Annotated in this window: 19 protein-coding genes; 6 read left to right on the top strand and 13 right to left on the bottom strand. The window is 75.7% G+C overall.

Annotated elements, in window-relative coordinates; all coding sequences use genetic code 11:
* Positions 1-65 precede the first annotated feature (65 nt).
* Complete coding sequence (locus CLV72_RS17315; protein ID WP_106247325.1) at positions 66-665, bottom strand: TetR/AcrR family transcriptional regulator; 600 nt, start codon at positions 663-665, stop codon at positions 66-68.
* A gap of 160 nt (positions 666-825) precedes the next feature.
* Between CLV72_RS17315 and CLV72_RS17320 the strand changes: the two genes are divergently transcribed.
* Complete coding sequence (locus tag CLV72_RS17320) at positions 826-1,275, top strand: SRPBCC family protein (RefSeq protein ID WP_106247328.1); 450 nt, start codon at positions 826-828, stop codon at positions 1,273-1,275.
* A 6-nt stretch (positions 1,276-1,281) separates the two neighbouring features.
* On the opposite strand, the gene CLV72_RS17325 is transcribed toward CLV72_RS17320, so the two are convergent.
* The 3 genes from CLV72_RS17325 to CLV72_RS17335 all read right to left on the bottom strand — a co-directional run bounded on the left by CLV72_RS17325 (position 1,282) and on the right by CLV72_RS17335 (position 5,026).
* On the bottom strand, positions 1,282-1,530 hold the full coding sequence (locus CLV72_RS17325; RefSeq protein WP_106247330.1) for a hypothetical protein: 249 nt from the start codon (positions 1,528-1,530) through the stop codon (positions 1,282-1,284).
* A gap of 92 nt (positions 1,531-1,622) precedes the next feature.
* Positions 1,623-3,728, bottom strand: coding sequence for a glycosyltransferase family 39 protein (locus CLV72_RS17330; protein ID WP_106247332.1), 2,106 nt, complete (start codon positions 3,726-3,728; stop codon positions 1,623-1,625).
* Entirely contained in the window at positions 3,725-5,026 is a 1,302-nt protein-coding gene (locus CLV72_RS17335) for a bifunctional glycosyltransferase family 2/GtrA family protein (protein ID WP_106247335.1), read from the bottom strand. Before CLV72_RS17335 ends, CLV72_RS17330 begins: the two co-directional genes overlap by 4 nt.
* A 165-nt stretch (positions 5,027-5,191) precedes the next feature.
* On the opposite strand from CLV72_RS17335, the gene CLV72_RS17340 reads away from it, so the two are divergent.
* Positions 5,192-5,908, top strand: a complete 717-nt coding sequence (locus tag CLV72_RS17340) for a response regulator transcription factor (protein WP_106247337.1) — start codon at positions 5,192-5,194, stop codon at positions 5,906-5,908.
* A gap of 5 nt (positions 5,909-5,913) precedes the next feature.
* Entirely contained in the window at positions 5,914-7,485 is a 1,572-nt protein-coding gene (locus CLV72_RS17345) for a sensor histidine kinase (protein WP_245930276.1), read from the top strand.
* Here CLV72_RS17345 and CLV72_RS17350 read toward each other — a convergent pair.
* Together CLV72_RS17350 and CLV72_RS17355 are read right to left on the bottom strand one after the other, a co-directional pair.
* The gene (locus CLV72_RS17350) at positions 7,482-8,738 is read right to left on the bottom strand and encodes an RNA polymerase sigma factor (RefSeq protein WP_106247340.1); all 1,257 of its coding nucleotides are present in this window, start codon (positions 8,736-8,738) and stop codon (positions 7,482-7,484) included. The two genes, CLV72_RS17345 and CLV72_RS17350, sit on opposite strands and share 4 nt — an antisense overlap.
* An 8-nt stretch (positions 8,739-8,746) precedes the next feature.
* The gene (locus tag CLV72_RS17355; RefSeq protein WP_106247343.1) at positions 8,747-9,169 is read right to left on the bottom strand and encodes a YciI family protein; all 423 of its coding nucleotides are present in this window, start codon (positions 9,167-9,169) and stop codon (positions 8,747-8,749) included.
* 656 nt (positions 9,170-9,825) lie between these two features.
* Here CLV72_RS17355 and CLV72_RS17360 point away from each other — a divergent pair.
* Positions 9,826-11,997, top strand: a complete 2,172-nt coding sequence (locus tag CLV72_RS17360; protein WP_106247346.1) for a prolyl oligopeptidase family serine peptidase — start codon at positions 9,826-9,828, stop codon at positions 11,995-11,997.
* Here CLV72_RS17360 and CLV72_RS17365 read toward each other — a convergent pair.
* Positions 11,994-13,175, bottom strand: a complete 1,182-nt coding sequence (locus tag CLV72_RS17365) for a hypothetical protein (RefSeq protein ID WP_106247349.1) — start codon at positions 13,173-13,175, stop codon at positions 11,994-11,996. The genes CLV72_RS17360 and CLV72_RS17365 overlap by 4 nt on opposite strands.
* A gap of 667 nt (positions 13,176-13,842) precedes the next feature.
* Between CLV72_RS17365 and CLV72_RS17370 the strand changes: the two genes are divergently transcribed.
* The gene (locus tag CLV72_RS17370; protein WP_106247352.1) at positions 13,843-14,187 is read left to right on the top strand and encodes a helix-turn-helix domain-containing protein; all 345 of its coding nucleotides are present in this window, start codon (positions 13,843-13,845) and stop codon (positions 14,185-14,187) included.
* Positions 14,188-14,302: 115 nt separating this feature from the next.
* Here CLV72_RS17370 and CLV72_RS17375 read toward each other — a convergent pair whose 3' ends face one another.
* The 5 genes from CLV72_RS17375 to CLV72_RS17395 all read right to left on the bottom strand — a co-directional run bounded on the left by CLV72_RS17375 (position 14,303) and on the right by CLV72_RS17395 (position 17,649).
* On the bottom strand, positions 14,303-14,875 hold the full coding sequence (locus CLV72_RS17375; RefSeq protein WP_106247355.1) for a PadR family transcriptional regulator: 573 nt from the start codon (positions 14,873-14,875) through the stop codon (positions 14,303-14,305).
* A 13-nt stretch (positions 14,876-14,888) separates the two neighbouring features.
* Positions 14,889-15,293 carry a VOC family protein gene (locus CLV72_RS17380; protein WP_211302921.1) on the bottom strand — a complete coding sequence of 135 codons (405 nt, stop codon included), beginning with the start codon at positions 15,291-15,293 and terminating at the stop codon, positions 14,889-14,891.
* 191 nt (positions 15,294-15,484) lie between these two features.
* On the bottom strand, positions 15,485-16,093 hold the full coding sequence (locus CLV72_RS17385; RefSeq protein ID WP_106247357.1) for an ATP-dependent Clp protease proteolytic subunit: 609 nt from the start codon (positions 16,091-16,093) through the stop codon (positions 15,485-15,487).
* Positions 16,090-16,761 carry a ClpP family protease gene (locus CLV72_RS17390; protein ID WP_106247360.1) on the bottom strand — a complete coding sequence of 224 codons (672 nt, stop codon included), beginning with the start codon at positions 16,759-16,761 and terminating at the stop codon, positions 16,090-16,092. The genes CLV72_RS17385 and CLV72_RS17390 overlap by 4 nt, the downstream gene beginning before the upstream one ends.
* A gap of 189 nt (positions 16,762-16,950) precedes the next feature.
* On the bottom strand, positions 16,951-17,649 hold the full coding sequence (locus CLV72_RS17395) for a DUF5710 domain-containing protein (RefSeq protein ID WP_106247362.1): 699 nt from the start codon (positions 17,647-17,649) through the stop codon (positions 16,951-16,953).
* 787 nt (positions 17,650-18,436) lie between these two features.
* Between CLV72_RS17395 and CLV72_RS17400 the strand changes: the two genes are divergently transcribed.
* Entirely contained in the window at positions 18,437-19,726 is a 1,290-nt protein-coding gene (locus CLV72_RS17400) for a pyroglutamyl-peptidase I (protein ID WP_211302922.1), read from the top strand.
* Here CLV72_RS17400 and CLV72_RS17405 read toward each other — a convergent pair.
* Entirely contained in the window at positions 19,723-20,943 is a 1,221-nt protein-coding gene (locus tag CLV72_RS17405; RefSeq protein WP_106247364.1) for a cytochrome P450 family protein, read from the bottom strand. The genes CLV72_RS17400 and CLV72_RS17405 overlap by 4 nt on opposite strands.
* Positions 20,944-21,043 lie beyond the last annotated feature (100 nt).

Consider the following 21,043-nt stretch of genomic DNA (forward strand, 5'->3'; position numbering starts at 1 on the left):
GAATGTTCGTTCTCTTTAATGGCAGCACGCGTCCGCCACCACGTCAAGAGCGAACGCTCGTTCTCTCAGTCGCCGCCGCGCGCCGACATGAGCGCGCGCAGCCCCGCGCGGAAGGCCGCCGGGTCGGCGCGGCCGAACACCGCGTGCTGGAGCAGGTAGCCGTCGACCAGGGCGATCAGCGCCCCGGCGATGTGCTCGGCGGGGACGTCGGCGGGCAGCAGCCCGCGCCGCTGGTGCCGGACCACCACGCCGCCCAGCACCGCCCGCGCCGCCGCCATCACCTCGTCCAGGCGCCCGGCCAGCTCGGGCGAGCGCAGCGCCTCCGCCCAGACCTGGACCAGCAGCCGGGCCGACTCCCGCGAACCCGACAGCGGCGGCCGGTCGACCCGCAGCACGGCGTCGACGATGTCGTCCAGCTCCGGCGGCTCCCCGGCGTCGTCGCCGAAGGCGGCCGCCAGCTCGGCCAGCGCGTCGGAGACGATCGCCGCGATGAGCGCGTCCTTGCCGCTGAAGTAGCGGTACACGGCGCCCACCGACAGGCCCGCCTCGGCCAGCACGTCCTGCATCGAGGTGGCGTGGAAGCCGTTGCGGACGAAGCAGCGCCGGGCGGCGTCCAGGATCTGCCGGCGGCGCGCGTCGAGGTGTTCCTTCGGCTTGCGGCTCATGGCGCCAATATAGAACGAGCGTTCCTTCACCCGGCTCCGGAGCGACCGACGCCTTCCCGTCCCCGCGACGCGGCGGCCGGGCGCGGCCGCCGCCGCGCCCACTGGCAGGATCGGAGACGTCCGCCGGATCCGGCGGGCCGCACGGTGTCAGGAGGTCCCCATGCCCGTCGCCTTCGAGGACCACGCCGAGATCGACGCGCCGCCCGGCGCGGTGTGGGCGGTGTTCGCCGATGTCGAGCGGTGGCCGGAGTGGACGGCGTCGGTGGAGTCGGTGCGGCTGCTGGACGGCGCCGGGCCCGAGGGGGCGCTCCGGGCCGGCGCCCGGGTCGCGGTCGAGCAGCCCGGGCTGCCACGGGCCGTCTACACCGTCACCGAACTGACCGAGGGCGCCTCGTTCACCTGGGAGGCCACGGCACCGGGCGTGCGCACCGCCGGCGAGCACCTGCTGCGGCCGGCGCCCGGCGGCGGCTGCGTCGCCACCGTCCGGCTGGTCCAGCACGGGCCCGTCGGACGCCTCGTCGCGCTGCTGACGGCCGGCCTCACCCGCCGCTACCTGCGGATGGAAGCCGCGGGCCTGAAACGGCGCAGCGAGGAGCGGGCCGCCGGCTGACCGCCCTCAGCCGGCCCTGAAGTCGCCCAGTTCCTCGATCAGCCGCTCGCGGGCCTGCTCCAGCCGCGTCCGGTAGGCCGGATCGAAGACCATCACCAGCCGCTTGTCCAGGGCGGCGCTGATCGACAGCAGCGGCGACCACACCGCCCGGTCGTCGACCGCCGCCTCGAAGGCCGCCGTGTGCATGGCGCGGTCCAGCCAGTCCGACAGCACCAGCGCCTGGTCCGCCGTCAAGCTGAGGGTGACGTCGTCCATACCGAGTCCCCGCCTTCCCGCCGACTCCGGTTCGTGGAACCTATCCGACGCGCGGCCGCTCCCCCGGCCCCCGCAGGGGGAGCGGCCGCCGCTCAGGCCGCGCAGTCGTACAGGGTGGACGGACCCGGGCCCATGAGGCGCGGCCCGCCGCCCTGGCCCTGCCCGCCCGCCTCGGGCACCGGCTCGCCGCCGTAGGCCGAGGGGTCCACGGGCGCGCAGTTGGCGCCGACCCACTCCAGCACGTCGGCGCCGCCGGGGCGCCCGCCCTCCGGGGAGGCGAGCACGAAGCGGAGTTCGCCGCCGGCCACGTACTCGGCCAGGCGCTCGGCGGTGGGGGCGTTCCCGCCGCCGCTGAAGCCGCCCATGGCCATGGCCGGCATCCCCGTCTCCAGGATGATCGACGCCGCCTCGTCGGACCCCACTGTCGCGGCCAGCCAGGTCTCGCCGTCGTGCTGGGCGAGCAGGTAGTCCAGCAGCTCGGGGTCGACGTCCATGCCGCCGCCCCCCGCGGTCCGCAGGCCGCCGCCCGGCGGCGGGGCCGTGCCGGACGCGCCGGGCGGCGGCTGCGCCGTGTTCGTCGGGCCGGCGCCCTGCGCCGCCGGTCCCGCCGTCGGATCGGTGCCGGTGATCGGAGTGCTCAGCGTGTGCGCGGCATAGGCGGCGGGCCCGGCCAGCAGCGCCAGCGCCGACACGCCCGCCGCGACCGCCGCCGCCCGGGACCAGTACGGACCGCTCCGGCGCAGCGCCCAGCCCAGCAGCAGCACCAGCGCCCCGGCGCCGGCCGCGGCGCCGACGGCGGGCGCCAGCCACGGCACGAACTCCGGGGTGCGCCGCAGCAGCACGACCGCCAGCGCCCCGCTCCCGGCCACCGCGGCCGCGGGCAGCCAGCCCCACCACCGGGACGTGCGGTACAGCCGCGCCAGGCCGACCGCGCCGATCCCGGCCAGGGCCGCCACCGCCGGGGCCAGTGCCACCGTGTAGTAGGTGTGCCAGATGCCCTGCGCGAAGCTGAACACGGCGTAGTGCACGAGCAGCCAGCCGCCCCACATCAGCGCCTGCGCCCGCCGCCCGTCGGTGCGCGGACGGCGTCCGGCCAGCGCCACCGCCACGGCGACGGCGAGCGCGGCGAAGGGCAGTAGCCAGGCGATCTGGCCGCCGACCTGGGCGTTGAACAGGCGGTCCCAGCCGGGGTCGCCGCCGAAGCCCATGGTCTCCAGCTCGGGCCCGCCGCCGGACGCGCCCGCGCCGGCCCCGGGAGGCCCGTAGGTGTACACGACGCCGCCCTGCGGGCCCTGCGCCCCGTCCTCGCGGCCGAAGACGCGGCCGAGCCCGTTGTAGCCGAGCACCAGCTCCCAGGCGGAGTTGGCCGGACTGCCGCCGACATAGGGCCGCGCCGACGCCGGGATCAGGTCGACCACGGTGATCCAGGCGAAGCTCACCGCCGAGAGCACCGCCCCGGCGCCGAGCAGGTGCCCGATCCGCACCCGCAGCGGCCGGGGCGCCGCCACCAGGTAGACCAGCGCGAACACCGGGACCACCAGGAAGGCCTGCAGCATCTTGACGTTGAAGGCCAGCCCGACGGCCACCGCGCACCACAGCACCGGGCCGAGCCGGCCGGTCCGCGTCGCCGCCAGGGCCGCCCAGCCGGACAGCACCAGCAGCAGGGTCAGCAGCCCGTCGGGGTTGTTGTGCTGCGCCATGGCCACCGCGATGGGGGTGACGGCGAGCGCCGCCGCGGCCAGGGTCGCCGCGGCGAAGCCGAAGTCGCGCCGCACCACGCGGTGCACCACCGCGATCGCGGCCAGCCCGGCGAGCGCCTGTGGTACCAGGATGCTCCAGCTGGAGTAGCCGAAGATCCGCACCGACAGCGCCTGCACCCACAGCGCCAGCGGCGGCTTGTCGACGGTGATGAAGGACGCGGCGTCGAAGGAGCCGAAGAAGAACGCCGTCCAGTCCGTCGCCATGCCGAGGACGGCGGCCGCGTAGTAGCGGTTGCTGTCCTCGTTGCCCGGCAGGTCCCACAGGTACAGCAGCGCGGCACCGAGCAGGATCGCGAGCAGCGCGGGCCTTGCCCAGACCGGATCGGCGGGGCCGCCCAGCAGCGCGCGCAGGTACCACGGCCGCGCGGGCGGCGCGGCCGGGCCGGCCGGCCCGCCCGGGTCCCGGCCGGGTGCGCGGGCCGTCGTCACCGCGGTCATCGCACGCCCTCCCGCCCCGCCGCGCCGGGCACGGCCGCGCCGGGCGCCGTGCCGCCGGACGCGCCGCGCCCGCGGACCCGGCCCGGGTGGAACACCCAGCCGCGCAGCAGCAGGAAGCGCGCCAGCGTGGCCAGCACGTTCGCGGCCAGCACCGACACCACCTCCACCCAGGCGGCCGGCTCGGCCACCGCCAGGTGCAGCAGGGCGAGGGCGCCCGTGCTCAGGCCGAGCCCGAGCAGGAACACCAGCGCGCCCTCGACCTGGTGCCGCACCGCGCCCTCCCGCCCGACGACGCCGAAGGTGAAGCGCCTATTGGCCGCGGTGTTGGCGACCGAGCAGACCGCCAGCGCCACCGCGTTGGCCGCGACGGCGGGCCAGACCTGGAGCAGCAGCGTGAACAGCGCCAGGTGCGCCAGCGTGCTGACGGCGCCGATCACCGCGAAGACCGGCAGCTGGCGACCCATGCCGGCCGGCAGCGCCGCCCCCGGCGCGGCGGTGCGGGCGCCCGGCACCGCCGCCCCGGCGGGTCCGCGCGCCAGCCGCAGCGCGACCCGTGCCAGTCCGCGCAGGTCGGCCAGGATCGTGCCGGCGATGTCGACCCGGCTGTCGGGGTCGTCCACCCAGTCGACCGGCACCTCGTGCACCCGCAGCCCGGCCTCCTGCGCCAGCAGCAGCAGTTCGGTGTCGAAGAACCACGCCTCGTCCTGCACCTCGGGCAGCAGCGCCCGCGCCACCGGGGCGCGCACGGCCTTGAAGCCGCACTGGGCGTCGGTGAAGCGGGCGCCCATCAGCGTGCGCAGCAGCAGGTTGTAGCCACGGGAGATGAACTCGCGCTTGGGGCCGCGCACCACCGCCGAGCCGCGGCCGAGCCGGGTGCCGATCGCCAGGTCGCTGTGGCCCGACAGCAGCGGCGCCACCAGCGGCAGGAAGGCGCGCAGGTCGGTGGAGAGGTCGACGTCCATGTAGCTGACGACGTTCGCCCGGCTGCGCGACCAGCAGTACCGCAGCGCGCGGCCCCGCCCCTTGAGTTCGAGCCGGACGGCTTCGACCTCGGGGAGTTCGGCGGCCAGCGCGCCGGCCTCCGCCCAGGTGGCGTCGGTGCTCGCGTTGTCGGCGATCGTGATCGTGAACGGATAGGGGAGCTCGGCGGCCAGGAAGGCGTGCAGCCGTTCCACGCTCGCGCGCAGCGCGCGCTGCTCGTTGTGGACGGGGACGACCACTTCGATCAGCGGCGGGCGGCCGAGCGGGCCCGCGTCGGCGGGCGGCCGGACCCGAGGTTCCGTGGGAGCTGATTCCATGGCACGGACACTCACCGACGAAGCTGGTCACCTCCTGTAGCGAAGCTGCGCGAAAGCTGGACGCCGGCCCGCGCCGCGGCGCCACGCTGGGGCACCGAGGCGGCGTTCAGCCTTCGTTCAGCGTGTCCGCAGCGGCCGTCCAGGCTCGCGCGGCACACTCGCACGATGAGTGACGCGAAGGCGGGCGCCGGCCGCACTCCCGAGGCGGCGCTGCTGGTCGTGGACGACGACCCCAACATCAGGGAACTGCTGTCGGCGAGCCTGCGCTACGCCGGTTTCGCGGTGCGGGTGGCCGCCGACGGGCCCGAGGCCGTGGCGGCCGCCGACCGCGAACGCCCCGACCTGGTCGTCCTGGACGTGATGCTGCCCCGGATGGACGGCTTCGACGTGGCCAGGCGGCTGCGCGCCGGCGCCCGGCCCACCCCGATCGTCTTCCTGACCGCACGCGACACGACCGAGGACAAGGTCGCCGGGCTGACCCTGGGCGGCGACGACTACGTGACCAAGCCATTCAGCCTGGAGGAGGTCATCGCCCGGATCAGGGCCGTGCTGCGCCGCACCGGCGCGGCGGCGCCGCCCAGCCGGATGGCCGTGGCCGATCTGGAGCTGGACGAGGACACCCGCGAGGTGCGGCGGGCGGGCGTCGCCGTGCACCTGCCGCCGACCGCCTTCGAGCTGCTGCGCTTCCTGATGGCGCACAGCGGCCAGGTGCTGTCCAAGCGGCAGATCCTCGACCACGTCTGGCCCTACGACTTCGACGGCGACCCGTCCATCGTCGAGAGCTACGTGTCGATGCTGCGCCGGCGGCTCGACACCGGCGAGCCGCGGCTGATCCACACCCTGCGCGGCATCGGCTACACCCTGCGGGCCCCGCGCAGGTGAGCGCGGTGGAGGGCGGACGGGCGGGGCCGCTGGGCTGGTGGCGGCGCGTCCCGCTGTGGGCGCGGCTGATCGTGGTGACGCTGGCCCTGGTCGCGGGGGCGCTCGCGCTGACCGGCTTCTTCGGGGTGCAGCTGCTGCGCGGGCACCTGGAGCAGCGGGTGGACCAGGAACTGCTCGGCACGACCCGGAACGAGCCCCCGCCGCTGCCCCCCGACCTGGACGGGCCGCAGCCGCGGTCGATCCTGACACTGCGCCCCGGCGCGATCGTCGTCTGGGTGGACGGCGGCGGCGTGGTCGACACCGGCGGCGCTCCGCCCGCCGGGCAGTCGCCGCCCGGCGAGTCCGCGCTGGTCGAGGCGGCTAGGACCCTCGCGCCCGGGCAGATCGCCACCCTCCCGGCGGCCGTGCCCGGCGATTACCCGTGGCGGGCCGCCGCCTCCCAGGCGCCCAGCGGCCTCCGGCAGGTGGTGGCCTACAGCCTGGCCGACGTGGAGTCGACGGTGGACCAGCTGACCGCCATCAATCTGGCCATCGGCGCCGCCGTGCTGGCGGCGCTGTCGGCGGCCGGCTTCGCGCTGGTGCGCGTCACCCTGCGGCCGCTCGGCCGGATCGGGGCGACGGCGGAGGCGATCGCGGCCGGCGACCTGTCCCGCCGGGTGCCGTCCTGGCCGGCGTCCACCGAGATGGGGCGGCTGAGCCGGTCGCTCAACGGCATGCTCGGCCAGATCGAGCGGGCCTTCCGCGCCCGCGAGGACTCCGAGCGCCAGGCCCGCGCCTCGGAGGACCGCATGCGCCGCTTCGTCGCCGACGCCAGCCACGAACTGCGCACCCCGCTCACCTCGATCAGCGGCTACGCCCAGCTCTACCGCCAGGCGGGCACCGGGTCCGGCCCGGCCGGGCGCACGGACCCCGCCCCCGGTCCCGGGGCGCGGGCGGGCGCCCGGCCCGGCACCGCCGGGGCGGCGTCCGTGCCGGACGTGCCCGCGCTGTTCGGCCGGATCGAGGCCGAGGCCCGGCGGATGGGCACCCTCGTGGACGACCTGCTGCTGCTGGCCCGGCTCGACCGGCACCGGCCGCTGGAGCGCGCCCCCGTCGACCTGTTCGCGCTGGCCGCGGACGCCGTCCTGGACGCCCGCGCCCGCGACCCCGACCGCCCGATCGAACTGGTCCGGCTGGACGGCCCGGCCGACACCGTCGCACCGGTGACGGTCTCCGGCGACGAGACCGGCCTGCGCCAGGTACTGGACAACCTGGTCGGCAACGCCCTCACCCACACCCCGCCCGGCACCCCGGTGGAGGTCCGCGTCGGCCTGCTCGCACCGCCCGACGGCCCCGGCCGCGCCGTCGTCGCCGTCGCCGACCAGGGCCCCGGCATCTCGCCCGAACTCGCCGACCGCGTCTTCGAGCGCTTCTACCGCCCCGACCCCGCCCGCGCCCGCGGCGGCGCCGGCCTCGGCCTGTCCATCGTCGCCGCCCTCGTCACCGCCCACGGCGGCACGGTCGACCTGACCCCCGCCGAGAGCGGCGGGAGCGTCTTCACGGTGTCGCTGCCGCCGGCGGACGGCCCGCCGCCCTAGGCGCCGCCGCCCTCCCCCGCCAACCGAGCCGCCCGGGCGTTGAGGTAGCGGCGTCTGGGGAGGCTGTGGGCGCGGTCGGCGGCGGTGCGGTAGGCGGTGGCGGCGGCCGCGGTGTCGCCGGACATCTCCAACAGGTGGGCGCGGACGGTGTGCAGGCGGTGGTCGCCGGCGAGGCGGGGGTCGGCGGCGAGGGCGTCGACGCGGGGCAGGGCGGCCTCGGCGCCGTGCGCCATGGCGAGGGCGACGGCGTGGTTGAGGGCGGCGACCGGGTTGTCGGAGATGCGCAGCAGCAGTTCGTAGAGTGCGGCGATCTGCGGCCAGTCCGTCTGCTCGGCGGTGGGCGCCTCGTCGTGGAGGGCGCTGATGGCCGCCTGGAGCTGGTAGGGGCCGGGTGTGCCGCGCGACAGGGCGGCGGAGACCAGGGCGACGCCCTCGGCGATGTAGGCGGCGTTCCAGCGGGAGCGGTCCTGCTCGGCCATGGGGACGGGTTCGCCGCCGGGGCCGGTGCGGGCGTCGCGGCGGGCGTCGGTGAGCAGCATCAGGGCGAGCAGTCCGGCCGCCTCGGCGTCGTCGGGCAGCAGCCGGTGCACGGTGCGGGCCAGCCGGATCGCCTCCGCCGCCAGGTCGGCGCGGTGCAGCCCGGGTCCGGCGGTGGCGGCGTAGCCCTCGTTGAAGATCAGGTAGAGCACGTGCAGCACCGCGCCGAGGCGCTGGGCGCGCTCCCCGGGCGGCGGCGGGGCGAAGGGGATGCCGCTCTCCTTGACGCCGCGCTTGGCCCGGCTGATGCGCCGGGTCATGGTCGCCTCCGGCACCAGGAAGGCCCGCGCGATCTCGGCCGTGGACAGGCCGCCGACGGCGCGCAGGCTGAGCGCGATCTGGGAGGCGGTCGACAGCGACGGGTGACAGCACATGAAGAGCAGCAGCAGGGTGTCGTCGGCGTCGGGCGGCGGCCGGTCGGCGGCGGGCGCGGTACCGGATCCGGGCAGCTCCCAGCGGGCGACGGCGTCCTCGCGCCGCCGCCTGGCCTGCTCGGCGCGGAGCAGGTCGGTGAGGCGGCGCGAGGCCACCGTGACCAGCCAGCCGCGCGGCCGCTCGGGCACGCCGTCGCGCGGCCACCGGACGGAGGCGGCGAGCAGCGCCTCCTGCACGGCGTCCTCGGCGATGTCGAAGTTGCCGTACCGCCGCACCAGCGCGCCGAGGACCTGCGGCGCCAGGCTGCGCAGCAGGTCCTCGGTCTCCGTCTCGTCCGCCACGGCGCCGCTCAGGCCGCCGGCATGTCGGAGCCGCCGACGACCGGCCGCACGTCCACGTACCAGTCGCGCCCCAGGTCGGTGCCCTCGGGGGCGGGGGTGTCCGCGAGCCGCGCGGCGATCTCCGTCGCCCGGTCGAAGCTCGCGCACTCCACGATCGTGTAGCCGGCCAGCACCTCCTCGGTCTCGGCGTAGGGCCCGTCGGTGACCACGGGCACGCCGTCGGCCACCTGGATCCTCCTGGTGTGGACGGGGGCGTCCAGGCCGCGGCCCTCGACGAACTCGCCGGACTCGACCAGGTCGTTGTTCCACTGCGCCATGAAGGCGTGCAGCTTCGCCGCGTCCTCCGGTGTCCAGGCCGTGCCGCCGGTGGACTCGCCGCTGAGCATGTCGTGATCGCGCTGCGAACCGAACATCATGATGATGTACCGCACCGTCGTTCTCCCCTCTGCCGGCACCCCTTCCGGTGCCTCTCACCCGAGACGTCGGAGCGACGCACCCGGACCGGACACGGCCGCCGGATCCGACGCGGATCAATGTCGGGCGGCGCGGCGACGGCTGTCAACAAGCTGTGGACGGCCGGAGCGCTCCCGGCACGGAGCGGGACCGGCCCGCCGCCACACTATTTCTGTGCGCTTTTTCCCGGAATTCGAAGCGCAAATCCACGCATACCCACCGCCCGCATGGACGCGATCGGGGTCCGCCAGGTTGACAGGCAACTCCGCCACCACGAAACTCTGTGACTGTCCTGTTACAAACGGCGATTGGAAATACATCATGAGTGAGATTCCCGGACTTCTCGGAAATCTGCTGCCCGGCGACGAGATCGTGGACCTGGAGGGCTGGCGCCTGGAGCTGAGCGAGGGCGACCAGGACTGACGTCCGAGATCGCGGGGCTCTCCGGTGTCTCGGGAGAGCCCCGCGATCGGCCCGCCGCCCACGATCCGAATGGACGCGACGGGCCGCGACGAACCGCACAGTCGCCCGAAGAACGCGAAACGGACCGCATTCACGACCGACCCGATAAACGGTGAATCGGGCGAAAGCACCAGCAGCGCGAAACAGAAAAAATCGGGGAGAGAACGGAGCCATGCCAGCGTCCCACACCGCGCACCGCTTCCCGCCGGCCCGCCGCGACCCGGTCGCCGACGTACTGCACGGCCGCGTCGTGCCCGACCCCTACCGGTGGCTGGAGGACGGCGAGAGCGCGGCGTGCGAGGTCTGGCTGGCCGGACAGGCCGCACTGTACGCCGAGCACGCCCGGCGGTGGCCGCACCGCACCGCCTTCACCGCGCTCTGCGCCGAACTGCTGGGCGAGGGCGGCGGCCGCGCGGTACCCGTCGCGACTCCGCCCGTCTGGCGCGGCGACCGCCGCTTCGAACTGCGCCGCGCCGACGGCCGGCAGCTGCCCGTGCTGGTCGTCACCGACCCCGGCGCACCGCCGCGCACGCTGCTCGACCCGCTCGACCGCGACCCCTCCGGCACCACCACCCTGGACTCCTGGCGCCCCTCCCCCGACGGCGCGCTGCTCGCCTACCAGCTGTCGCGGACCGGCGACGAGCGGCCGCTGCTGCGGGTGCTCGACGTCGCGAGCGGCCGCGACGTCGATAGCCCGCTCATCCCCGGGCGCCCCACCCCCGTGGTGTGGCTGCCCGACGGCTCCGGCTTCCACTACGTCGAAGGCGCCCCGTCCCCGGACCGGCCCGGGCGGCGGCTGCTGCTGCACCGACTCGGCACCCGGCAGGCCGACGACGCGGTGCTGTTCGAGACGGAACACCCGCAGCTGTCGGTCAAGGCGAGCCCGGACGGCACCGTGCTGATGCTCAGCACCGCCCCGGGCGCCACCTCGGGCAACGCGCTGTGGATCGCGGACACGGCCGGCACCGCCGACGGCGTCCCGGCGTGGCGGCCCGTCCACGACGGCACCGCCGCCGGCACCCGGGCCGTGCTGAAGTTCGGCCCCGGCGGCACCGTCTTCGCGATCACCGACGAAGACGCGCCCTTCGGCCGGCTGTGCGCCGTCGACCCGGCCGACCCGCGCTCGGCCGCGTGGCGCACGATCGTGCCCGAGCGGCCTCCGGCCGTCCTCGCCGACTGCGCGCTGCTGTCGGAGCCGGCCGGCGGCGCGGTCCGGCTCCTCGTCCTCCGCACCCGGCACGGCGTCGGCGAACTCACGCTGCACGGCGGCGACGGCGCCCTGCTCGCCGAGGTGCCGCTCCCGGTCGCCGGGGCCGTCTCCCGCCTCACCGCCCCGCCATCGGCCGGGCCGCGCGCCTGGTTCATCGCCACCGACTTCGCCACACCGCCGGCCGTGTACCGCTTCGACCTGCGCGACCGCGCCTGTGCGCCGGACGCCGCCGCGCCGCCGCCCGCCGCCGGCACGCGGGCGCCCCAGCGGCCCGAGGTGCGCACGGTCGACTACCGCTCCGAGGACGGCACTCCGGTGCTGATGCGGCTGATCGGCCCGCCCGGCGCCGACGGTCCGCTGCCGACCCTGCTCACCGCCTACGGCGGCTTCGGCGCCTCGATCGCGCCCGCCTACTCCCCCGCGGTGCTGGCCTGGGTGCGGGCCGGTGGCCGCTACGCGGTCGCGCACGTGCGCGGCGGCGGCGAGGAGGGCACCGGCTGGCACGCGGCGGGGCGCGGAAGCGCCAAGCCGAACGCCGTCGCCGACCTCGCCGCGGCGGCCGAGCGGCTGGTGGAGCGGGGCTGGACCACTCCGGACCGGCTGGCCGTGCGGGGCGCCTCGCACAGCGGGCTGCTGGTCGCCGCGGCGATCACCCGCGACCCGGAGCGCTACGCCGCCGCGGTCTGCTCGGACCCGGTCACCGACATGGTCAGGTATCCGCTGTTCGGGCTGGGGCGGATGTGGACGGAGGAGTTCGGCACCGCCGACGACCCCGACGAACTCGACACCCTGCTCGGCTACTCGCCCTACCACCGGGTCACCCCGGGCACCCGGTACCCGGCCGTCCTGCTGACCTGCGCCCGGGTGGACCCGAGGGTGAACGCGCTGCACACCAGGAAGCTGGCGGCGGCGCTGCAGCACGCCACCTCCTCGGACCGCCCGGTCCTGCTGCGCTGCGAGTCGGGCGTGGGGCACGGCGCCCGCTCGGCGGCCCGCTGGCTCGCGCTCCAGGCCGACATCCTGGCCTTCTGCGCCGCGCACACCGGGCTGGCCGCCTTCGACGGCGGGGCCGTCGGCGCGACGGCGTCCGGGGCGCTCGCCGCGGCCGCCCCGGATCCCGGCGGGCCGGCCTAGCCGGGCAGGCGGTCCAGGATCCAGCCGCACAGGTCGGCGCTCATCCGGGCGTGCTCCTCGTTGGTCGAGGACAGGAGGTAGTCGTCCAGCTCGGCGTGCTCGGGCGGCAGGGCGTCGATATCGGTGTACGGCTGGTCGAGATCGGCGATGGACACGGCGCTGACGGAGGGCACGAAGCAGACCGAGCGGTGGAAGACCCCGGTCTTCCCGGCCGCCTTCAGCCGGTCCCCGGCGGCGCCGAAGCTCTCCAGGGTGCCGCCGGGCGCGCCGTCGAGCGCGGGCAGCTCGCTGGTGTACACCGTGATGTCGTCCAGAGCGCCCTTGAGGCGGGCGACGGCCTGCTTCTCCGCCCCGCCCTGGGTGCACAGTGCGGTGCCGTCGAGCCGGCCGCCGGTCACCTCCACCGCCGTCGCCCCCGGCGGCACGCCGTTGCCGATGCCGCCGCCGTTGCCGTTGGCGACGCCGATCCTGCGCGGCCGGGCCGGCCAGCCGCCGTAGTGGCGGAGTTCGGTCAGCAACTCCGTGCGCAGCGGGTCCTCGGCCGGGACGGCGTCGACCGCGGCGATGTGCCGCCACAGCAGCTGGCGGGCGGCCGGGCAGTTGACCTGCCGCGACATCTCGGGGGCGCTGGCGAGGAGGTGCGCCATGGCCTGGAGGCCGATCGGCACCCACGCGCCGCGGTGCGGGCTGTCGTAGGACAGGTGGACGGCGGTCTGGTGGTCGATGCGCTCGTACTCCAGCTTGGCGAGCGCGAAGCGGGTGACCAGGCCGCCCATGCCCAGGCCGCCGACGGCCAGGGGCGTATCTCCCAGGCGCCGCTCGATCGCTTCGAGGACCGCGGCGACGACGGCCTCCGCGTTGTCCTGGATCCGGGCTCCAGGCTCGTCGTAGCCGACCAGCACCACATCGCGGCCGCGGTCGCGCAGCCCGCCGGCGAACGGGTGGCCGCCGCGCTCCAGGACCTCCCACAGCCGGTCGAGCCCGCTCGGCCCGGTCCCGAAGTCGTCGGCCAGGACCACCGGGCGGGTCAGCCGCCGGTTTCCCGCTCCGTAGTAGACCCAAGCGGTGCCGCCCGGCAGCCGCCACTCGTCGTCGGGCCAGGGCGCCGGCTCGGGCCGGGGACGGGTGGGGAACAGGAGGCCGAAGGCTTCGACCGGGGGATGCTGCTGCTCGCTCATGGCGGCTCTCTCGTGCTGCGGATCGGGCGGACGGCCGCCGCGCCGCACGGCAGAACCGGGCAGGAGACGGCGGCACGGTCGCGCCCCCGCATGGGCAGCGCCCTGTCGTCCACTGGACGCAGCGGAACGTATCCGCAGGTCAGTGCGGGTTAAACCCTGCCCAGCGCGCCGCACGCGGACCCGCCCGCCTTGCTCCGCGTTCGCCCCGCTTGGCCCACCGGGAAGAGGCTCGGCCGAAACGAGGGATCCGGGCATGGACTAAAGCAGCCCCGACGGGCACCGCTGCACCGGCGGCGATCATGGAGACCCCGCCCTCCGTCCACCGCCAAGCCCGTAGCGCTCCCACCCGGGCGGAACACCCCGCGGCCACACTGAACGACCGCCGGCCCCGGTCGCACCGGCCGGACGCCACGGCCCCCCGCCCTGGCCGGGGTCTTCGCCCGCCGCTCCACGAGACGGACCGCTCGGCCATGAGCGCCCGACCGGGCCCACCATCCGCCACCGGCGCCGGACACGCACATCCGCGCCCGCGCCGCAGCGGCGGTCAGCGGGCGATTACGCCGGGCGCGGAACGGCCGCCTTGTCCGTCGCCGGGCATGGATCGGCGTTCGGGCGGCGGCATAGGCTCGTGGCGGCTGCCACCATCCGACAGGCGACCGGAGGAACCATGAGCGACCGCGTGCTGCGCGCCGTTCCGGCGGCGGAGGAGAAGGACGAGCCGCTGATGCGCGATCTGATCGGCGCGGCCCTCCGCCGGGCCCGGGTCGCGCAGGGCCGCACCCTGCGCGATGTCGCCGAGGCGGCGCAGGTCTCGCTGCCCTACCTGTCGGAGATCGAGCGCGGCCGCAAGGAGCCGTCGTCGGAGGTGCTGGCCGCGGTGTACCGCGCGCTCGGCCTCCAGCTCATCGACCTGGTCGGCGAGCTCCACACCGAGCTCAGCCCCCGGCACGCGATTCGCCCGGCCGCGCCCGCCCCCCACCGCGCCCCGCAGGCGACGCTGCTGGCCGCCTGAGGAATCCGTACCGCCTGCCGGCCGCGCGGCGCCTCGGCCGCCGGAGGAGCCGCGGCGGCCACCCGAGCGCGGGCACCGCTGTCCGCGCCGGGCCGCACGGACGGGTGCGCCGGCTTCAGCTCTCCTCCGCCTCGTCCGCCATCCGGAAGGCGCCTCCCTCCAGCCGCCGGATCAGCCGGCGGGTCCATTCCGCGCGGCTCTCCGCGGTGTGCAGCCACAGGCCCACCACCTCGCCGACCGGTCCCCAGGTCTCCAGATCGGTGTCCGGGGGCAGCTGCCCGGCGATGCCCGCCCGCCACTCCTCCAGCGCCTCGGCACGCCGCCGCAGCAGTTCGATCGCCTCGGCGCGCGGGAGGTCGTCGACGAGCCCCACCGCCGCCGCCAGCAGGTCGAGCTTGGGCTCGCGCTCGGTGAGCGCGTCGCGGAGCAGGGTGAGGTAGGTCCGCACGCCCGCCTCGGTCAGCTCGTACTCCATGCGCGGCGGCCCGCCCGCCGTGCTCGGCGTGGTCTCGTGCACCAGCAGCAGGCCCTGGCCGGCCATCGCCTTGAGCGCGTGGTAGACCGAGCCCGAGGTGGCGCTGGACCACTCGTGCGCACCCCAGGACTCCAGGTCGGCGCGCACCTGGTAGCCGTGCGCGCGCCCCCGGCGGCGCACCGCGCCGAGCACCAGCAGGCGAACCGCCGACATGCCGTTCCTCCGCTCAGCCCGCGGTCGTCTCGACCGGTGGGGTGGTACTGACCCACCACAGTGTGCCGAAGGGGTCGACGAAGCCGCCCATGCGCCCGCCGTCCTGCTGGGCGGTCACCTCCTGGGCCGGCCTGGCCCCGGCGGCCACCGCCCGCTCGTACACCGCGTCGGCGTCCGGCACGGTGCTCCACAGCTGGACGTGCACCGGTTCGGACGGCGAGCTGAGGCAGCGCTCCCCGTGGGCGCCGGAGTCGGCGAAGAACAGGGTTCCGGTGCCGATCCGCGCCTCGGCGTGCATCACGCGCTCGGGGTCCGAGGGCAGCGGCAGCACATTGGACACCTCGGCGCCGAAGGCGCTCTCGATGAACCGGCGGAACTCCTGGGCGCTGTCGACCATCACGTAGGGCGTCACCGACATCAGCCTTCTCCTCACTAGCCGAATTTGGCTACTGATGGGAACCGTAACACCCGACTGCCGCAGTAACCAAATTTGACTAGCTCGGTTCGAACGAACCGGCATGCCGCCCCGTGGCCCCGCCGGCCCGCGGCCGGCGCCCCCGCGGACGGCCGCGGGCCGCGCGGAGACCGAGCGGCCTCGCGCGCAGGGCCTCAGGCCGCGCGGGACCCGAGCTGCCGGGTGGTGATCAGGCCGTCGACCAGCCCGTACTCCTTGGCCTGCTGGGCGGTGAAGATCTTGTCGCGGTCGGTGTCCTCGCGGAGGCGCTCGACCGTCTGGCCGGTGTGGTGGGCCAGGATCTCCTCGATCTCCGAGCGCACCCGCAGGATCTCGGCGGCCTGGATCTCCAGGTCGGCCGCCTCGCCCTGCCCCTGGGTGGACGGCTGGTGCAGCAGCACCCGGGAGTGCTGGAGGGCCATCCGCTTGCCGGGCGCGCCCGCCGCGAGCAGCACGGCCGCGCCCGAGCCGGCCTGGCCGAGGCAGACGGTCGAGACGTCGGCGCGGACGAACTGCATGGTGTCGTAGATGGCGGTCAGGGCCGTGGTGGAGCCGCCCGGGGAGTTGATGTAGAGGTTGATGTCGAGATCGGTGCTCTCGTGGTCGAGGTGCAGCAACTGCGCCATCACCACATTGGCGACCCCGTCGTCGATCGAGGTGCCGAGGAAGATGATCCGCTCCGACAGCAGCCGGCTGAACACGTCGTAGGAGCGCTCGCCCTGCGGGGTGCGCTCGACCACCACCGGGACCGTGTACTGGCTCATGCCCGCGCCTCCTCGTGCGTGCGGCCCGCCGCACCGTCGATGTTGAACCCGAACCGGCGGGCGGTGTCGCCGCCCAGCTCGCCGACGCCCGCCACCACCCGGTCCACGAAGCCGTACTCCTCGGCCTCGGCGGCGGTGAAGAAGCGGTCGCGCCGCTGGTCCTCGACGATCCGCTCCAGCGGCTGGCCGGTGTGCTCGGCGATGAGCCGCTGCATCGTCTGCTTGGTGTAGACCAGGTTCTCGGTCTGCACCGCGATGTCGGCGGCGGTGCCGCCCAGCCCGCCGGAGGGCTGGTGCATCATGATCCGGGCGTGCGGCAGGCTGTAGCGCTTGCCGGCCGTGCCCGCGCAGAGCAGGAACTGCCCCATGCTCGCGGCGAAGCCGATGGCGAGGGTGGCGACGTCGTTGGGGATGAAGCGCATGGTGTCGTAGATCGCCATCCCCGCCGAGACGGACCCGCCCGGGCTGTTGATGAACAGGGTGATGTCGCGCTTGGAGTCCTCCTGCGACAGAAGCAGCAGCTGCGCGCAGATCCGGTTCGCGATCGCGTCGTCCACCTGCGCTCCCAGCACCACGATCCGGCCGAGCAGCAGCCGGTTGGTGATCTGGTCGTCGAACGGCGCCAGGGCGGCCTCCGCCGCCGACAGCCGTGGAAGGGTCGAGAACACATCTCCTCCTCGTGCCGGCCGCTGAGGGACGGATCCGTCACCCGCCCCGGCCGGCACCTTCAGCCTGCGCGGCCGCGCACAGCGGTGGCCAGCGTTTCTGCCCTGCGGAGATCTGCCGCGGGCAGAGCCGCGGCGGCGGAGCGCCCGGCAAGGACCGGCGTCGAGCCGCGCGGAGGGCGTCCCCGGCCGTCACAGCTCCCCGAGGCGCCGCCCCGCCACCCGGGTCCGCTCCGCCGCCTCGGGGGGCGGGGCGAGGGTGATGCCCGCGTCGGTGAGGATGCGCAGGTCAAGGCTCCAGTCGACCGCGGAGCGGACCCGCCACAGCTCGAAGGCCGCCTCGATGTGGGCCCGAGCCTCGCCGGCGGTCATCCCGGTGACGGCGCGCAGGTGCGCGGTGGCCCGCGCCGCCTCGCCGCGCAGCTGCGCCAGGCCCATGTGGGTCGCGGTGTGGCAGTCGGTGCACAGGCAGACGATCCGCCGGAGGGCCTGGACGTGCGTGGCGGAGTCGTAGGACCAGCGCTCGTGTGCCTCCAGCCGGCGCCGGGCGGCGCGGTCCTCCCCGCGTCCGCACGCCTCGCAGGCGTGCCCGGCGCGGCGCAGGATCATCCGGCGCAGCCGCTCCCAGTCGCGTGCGTCCACGCACGAGCGCACATTGGTGAACCAGCACGACGCGGGCACCAGGTCCACGAAGAGCCCCTGGCCGAAGGCGCGGTCCTCGCCCGGCAGCGTCTCGGGCACCTCCGGCAGCGCCGCCCAGCGGTCCAGCCCCTCGGCCTTCGCACGCGGGGCGTACCAGCGCCTGGCCTTCGGATCCCAGCGCGCACCGAGCGCCTTGGCCTCGTCCTTCTCCTGGAAGGGGACGTCCAGCCAGATCCGGTCGGCGGGCACGCGGACTCCGTTCGGGCGGCGGACGGCACCGGACCGGCACGGGCCGGCGGTGCACGGCGGTCCCCCCGACCGTACTGAACGCAGACCGCGCCCGTCGGCGGATCCGGCCGTGCGGGCGCCGGGAGGGGACCCGCCGGGACGCGGGTCCCCTCCCGGCGGCGAGGGTTCCAGGTGCGCGAGCGACGACGGTCCGCACCTGGAACCCGGCCGCCGGCCGTGCGCCGCGGCCGCATCCCCGTCGGCCGCGGGTGCCGCTCCGGCGGCGGCCTGCGCGCCCTGGGCGGTGGCGCGCACGGCTCGGTGCCGGGCGGACGGCGCGGTGGTGCTACCAGGTCGTGCCGGCGCAGACGGCCCCGTCCTGGCCGCCGGCGTCCCGGCGCATTTCGAATCCGGGCGTTCACACCTCCTGTGAATCAGTGCCATCCCCGTTCGGCCGATCATTTGACGAAGATCGACCGAGACCGGGATTCCCGGTGAACCCGCAGGTCAAACGCTTCCCGAATCGAACTCTCGACCGAATTCGACCCTGCTGCCGACCGAAATCGAAACGGGGACGGAATGCCGGAAATCCGATTTCGAACGGCTCCCGCCGTTCCCCCGACAAAGGCCCGAACCAGACGGTTCGGCTCGTTGCGCCGGTCTTCGCCCGCCCTGCGGCGCGGCCAGGATCACAGCGCCGCCGCGCCGCCCGAGCGCCCTGACGCCTGGTGGTCACCCCCTGACCCGTGGTGAGATACCGCCTGTCCGGATCGCACGAGAACAGGCGCAAGGGCCGGAAGGGTCGGATATGGCGATTCTCGCTGGTGGCGGGTTGCGGCGCGCGGTCGGCGCCGGCGGACTGGTCGGCGCGCTGCTGCTCACGGCGCCGGGCACCGCCGCGGCGCACCCGGCGGGCGGCGGCGCGGCGTGCACCGAACCGGGCGCCGCCGTCACGGTGGAGGAGGCGCGGCGCACCGGCCCCGTCCCGCAGGAGATCCTGGCCCGCTCCGGCTTCGCCGAGCGGGCCGCGGCATTCGCGTCGGCGCTGTGCGGCGCCGACTCGCCCGCACAGGCGCAGCGGCTGGTCGAGCGGCACGGCGAGCGGCTGTGGGAGGCCGCCGTCGACCGGGTGCGCGGCCGCGGACCGGCGGGCGGCGACCTGAGCCGCGGTGACGACCGGCCGCTGTACTGGGCCCGGCTGGAGATGACGGCCGCGCTGCGGCAGTGGCGGCCGGAGTTCGCGCTGAGCGACGGCGCCCGCGCCGAACTGATCGCCGGACTGGAGCGCCACTCGCGTGGCCAGGAGTCCATGCGGACGCCGGCCGGCGCGGACGTGACCCGGATGATCGTCACCGGCTTCGACCCCTTCCAGCTGGACGGCGACATCCGCCGGTCCAACCCGTCGGGCGCCGCTGCGCTGGCCCTGGACGGCGTGCGGCTGGACACGCCCTCGGGCCCCGTGGTCGTCCAGACGGCGCTCTTCCCGGTGCGCTGGCGCGACTTCGCCGACGGCATGGTCGAGCGGGCGCTGCTGCCGCACTACGGCCGCCGCGGCGCCGACCTGGTCGTGACGGTGAGCCAGGGCCGGGACGGCCGCTTCGACATCGAGCGGTACAACGGCGCCTGGCGCGGGGGCTCCCCGGACAACGAGAACGCCGGAACGGCCGAGACCGTACCGATCCCCGGCGGCGTGCCGACGGTCGAGCCGCAGCCGCAGTGGACCGAGACCACGCTGCCGTACCAGGAGATCCTGGCGGCGGGCACCGGCCCGTTCCCCGTCTACGACAACACCCAGGTCACCGAGATCCCGGCCGGGCAGACCGCGCCGGTCATGCGCCCCGACGGCCCCACCCCCGGCTCCACGGCGCGCTCCGGCGGCGGTGGGAACTACCTGTCCAACGAGATCGCCTACCGCAACACCCTGCTGCGCGACGCGCTCGACCGGGGCGATGTGGCCGCCGGACACGTGCACACGCCGATCCTGTTCTTCGGCGCGGGCAACACCACCGAGGTCACCGACCCCGAGTTCGAGCGCAACCGCGAGGAGATCACCGCCCAGGTCCGCGCCATCGCGGCCGCCGCGGCCGCCGCCGGCTAGAGCCGGACCGGGACCTCGGCCGTCCGCAGGGTGCCGGGGTCGGGCGCGGGCCGGACCCGCTCGGGCGGCACGGCCAGCGCGAGGCCGGGGAAGCGGCGCAGCAGCGCGCCGAGCGCGACCTCGGTCTGCATGCGGGCCAGGGCGGCGCCCAGGCAGAAGTGCGGGCCGTGGGCGAAGCCGAGGTGCGCCGCCTGCCCCGGGCGGCGGCGCACGTCGAGCCGGTCGGGCTCGGCGAAGGCGCGCGGGTCGCGGTTGGCGGCGGCGATCACCGCGACCACGGGCTCCCCGGCGGGCACCCGCACGCCGTGCAGCTCGACGTCCTCGCGGGCGCGGCGCGGGATGGTCAGCATCCCAGGGCCGCACCAGCGGACCAGCTCCTCCACGGCGCCGGGCAGCAGGGCCGGGTCGGCGCGCAGCGCGACGAGCTGGTCGGGGCGGGTCAGCAGGGCCGCCACGGCATTGGCGATCAGGTTGGTCGGGGTCTGCCCGGACAGCACCAGCTGCCAGACCATGGCGGCCATCTCGGTGTCGCTCAGCCGGTCGCCGTCGTCGGCCTGGGCGCGGATCAGGCCGCCGAGCAGGTCGTCGGCGGGCTCGGCCCGCCGGCGGGCGACCGCCGCCCGGGCCCCGTCGATGATGCCGGGGACGGCGTCGGCGAAGCCCTGGCCGTGCCCGGCGGCGACGGCGGCGCCGTACTCGCGCCAGCGCGGCCGGTCGGCCTCAGGGATGCCGACCAGCTCGCAGATCACGTCCATCGGCAGCGGCCGGGCGAAGTGCGGCAGCAGGTCGACGGTGCCGTCCGCCGCCCGGGCCGCCTGCTCGGCCAGGCCGTCGAGCAGCCGGTCGACGATCGGCTCGACGCGCGGCCGGAAGTCGGCGGCGCGCCGGACGGTGAACGCGGGCGCCACCAGCTTGCGCAGCCGGGTGTGCTCGGCGGCCGGCATCTCCGACATGGTGCGCAGGTAGGGCAGCAGGTCGGCGGAGACGTCCGGCCGCATGAAGCTGTCGGCGCCGATCGCGAAGCGGTGGTCGCCCAGCATGGCTTTGGCGTCGGCGTGCCGCGTCAGCGCCCACATCGGCGGCATGCCGGGCGCGGTGATCCGGACGACCGGGCCGCGCTCCCTGGCGGCGCCGTAGGCGGCGACGGGGTCGCGCAGCACCTCGGCGCCGGTCAGGTCGATCTCGGGCACGTCCGCCGCGGTTCCGGTCCCGGCCATGTCCGCTCCTCTCTCGGATGCCAATAACAGATGATGACGTCATCTGAATGCCGACGGTATCGTGATCGCGCATCGGACGGCAATGCCGGGACGGGGAGGA

The sequence above is a fragment of the Allonocardiopsis opalescens genome (assembly GCF_003002095.1).
In the GTDB taxonomy this organism is placed as follows: domain Bacteria; phylum Actinomycetota; class Actinomycetes; order Streptosporangiales; family Streptosporangiaceae; genus Allonocardiopsis; species Allonocardiopsis opalescens.

Bases quoted from the DNA above. Each gene is read 5' to 3' on its own strand.
- CLV72_RS17380 (WP_211302921.1), bottom strand. From the start codon at position 15,293: ATGTCGGTGACGCCCTACGTGATGGTCGACAGCGCCCAGGAGTTCCGC.
- CLV72_RS17330 (WP_106247332.1), bottom strand. From the start codon at position 3,728: ATGACCGCGGTGACGACGGCCCGCGCACCCGGCCGGGACCCGGGCGGG.
- CLV72_RS17375 (WP_106247355.1), bottom strand. From the start codon at position 14,875: ATGTCGGCGGTTCGCCTGCTGGTGCTCGGCGCGGTGCGCCGCCGGGGG.
- CLV72_RS17320 (WP_106247328.1), top strand. From the start codon at position 826: ATGCCCGTCGCCTTCGAGGACCACGCCGAGATCGACGCGCCGCCCGGC.
- CLV72_RS17400 (WP_211302922.1), top strand. From the start codon at position 18,437: ATGGCGATTCTCGCTGGTGGCGGGTTGCGGCGCGCGGTCGGCGCCGGC.
- CLV72_RS17385 (WP_106247357.1), bottom strand. From the start codon at position 16,093: ATGAGCCAGTACACGGTCCCGGTGGTGGTCGAGCGCACCCCGCAGGGC.
- CLV72_RS17325 (WP_106247330.1), bottom strand. From the start codon at position 1,530: ATGGACGACGTCACCCTCAGCTTGACGGCGGACCAGGCGCTGGTGCTG.
- CLV72_RS17405 (WP_106247364.1), bottom strand. From the start codon at position 20,943: ATGGCCGGGACCGGAACCGCGGCGGACGTGCCCGAGATCGACCTGACC.
- CLV72_RS17365 (WP_106247349.1), bottom strand. From the start codon at position 13,175: ATGAGCGAGCAGCAGCATCCCCCGGTCGAAGCCTTCGGCCTCCTGTTC.
- CLV72_RS17340 (WP_106247337.1), top strand. From the start codon at position 5,192: ATGAGTGACGCGAAGGCGGGCGCCGGCCGCACTCCCGAGGCGGCGCTG.
- CLV72_RS17360 (WP_106247346.1), top strand. From the start codon at position 9,826: ATGCCAGCGTCCCACACCGCGCACCGCTTCCCGCCGGCCCGCCGCGAC.
- CLV72_RS17335 (WP_106247335.1), bottom strand. From the start codon at position 5,026: ATGGAATCAGCTCCCACGGAACCTCGGGTCCGGCCGCCCGCCGACGCG.
- CLV72_RS17315 (WP_106247325.1), bottom strand. From the start codon at position 665: ATGAGCCGCAAGCCGAAGGAACACCTCGACGCGCGCCGCCGGCAGATC.
- CLV72_RS17370 (WP_106247352.1), top strand. From the start codon at position 13,843: ATGAGCGACCGCGTGCTGCGCGCCGTTCCGGCGGCGGAGGAGAAGGAC.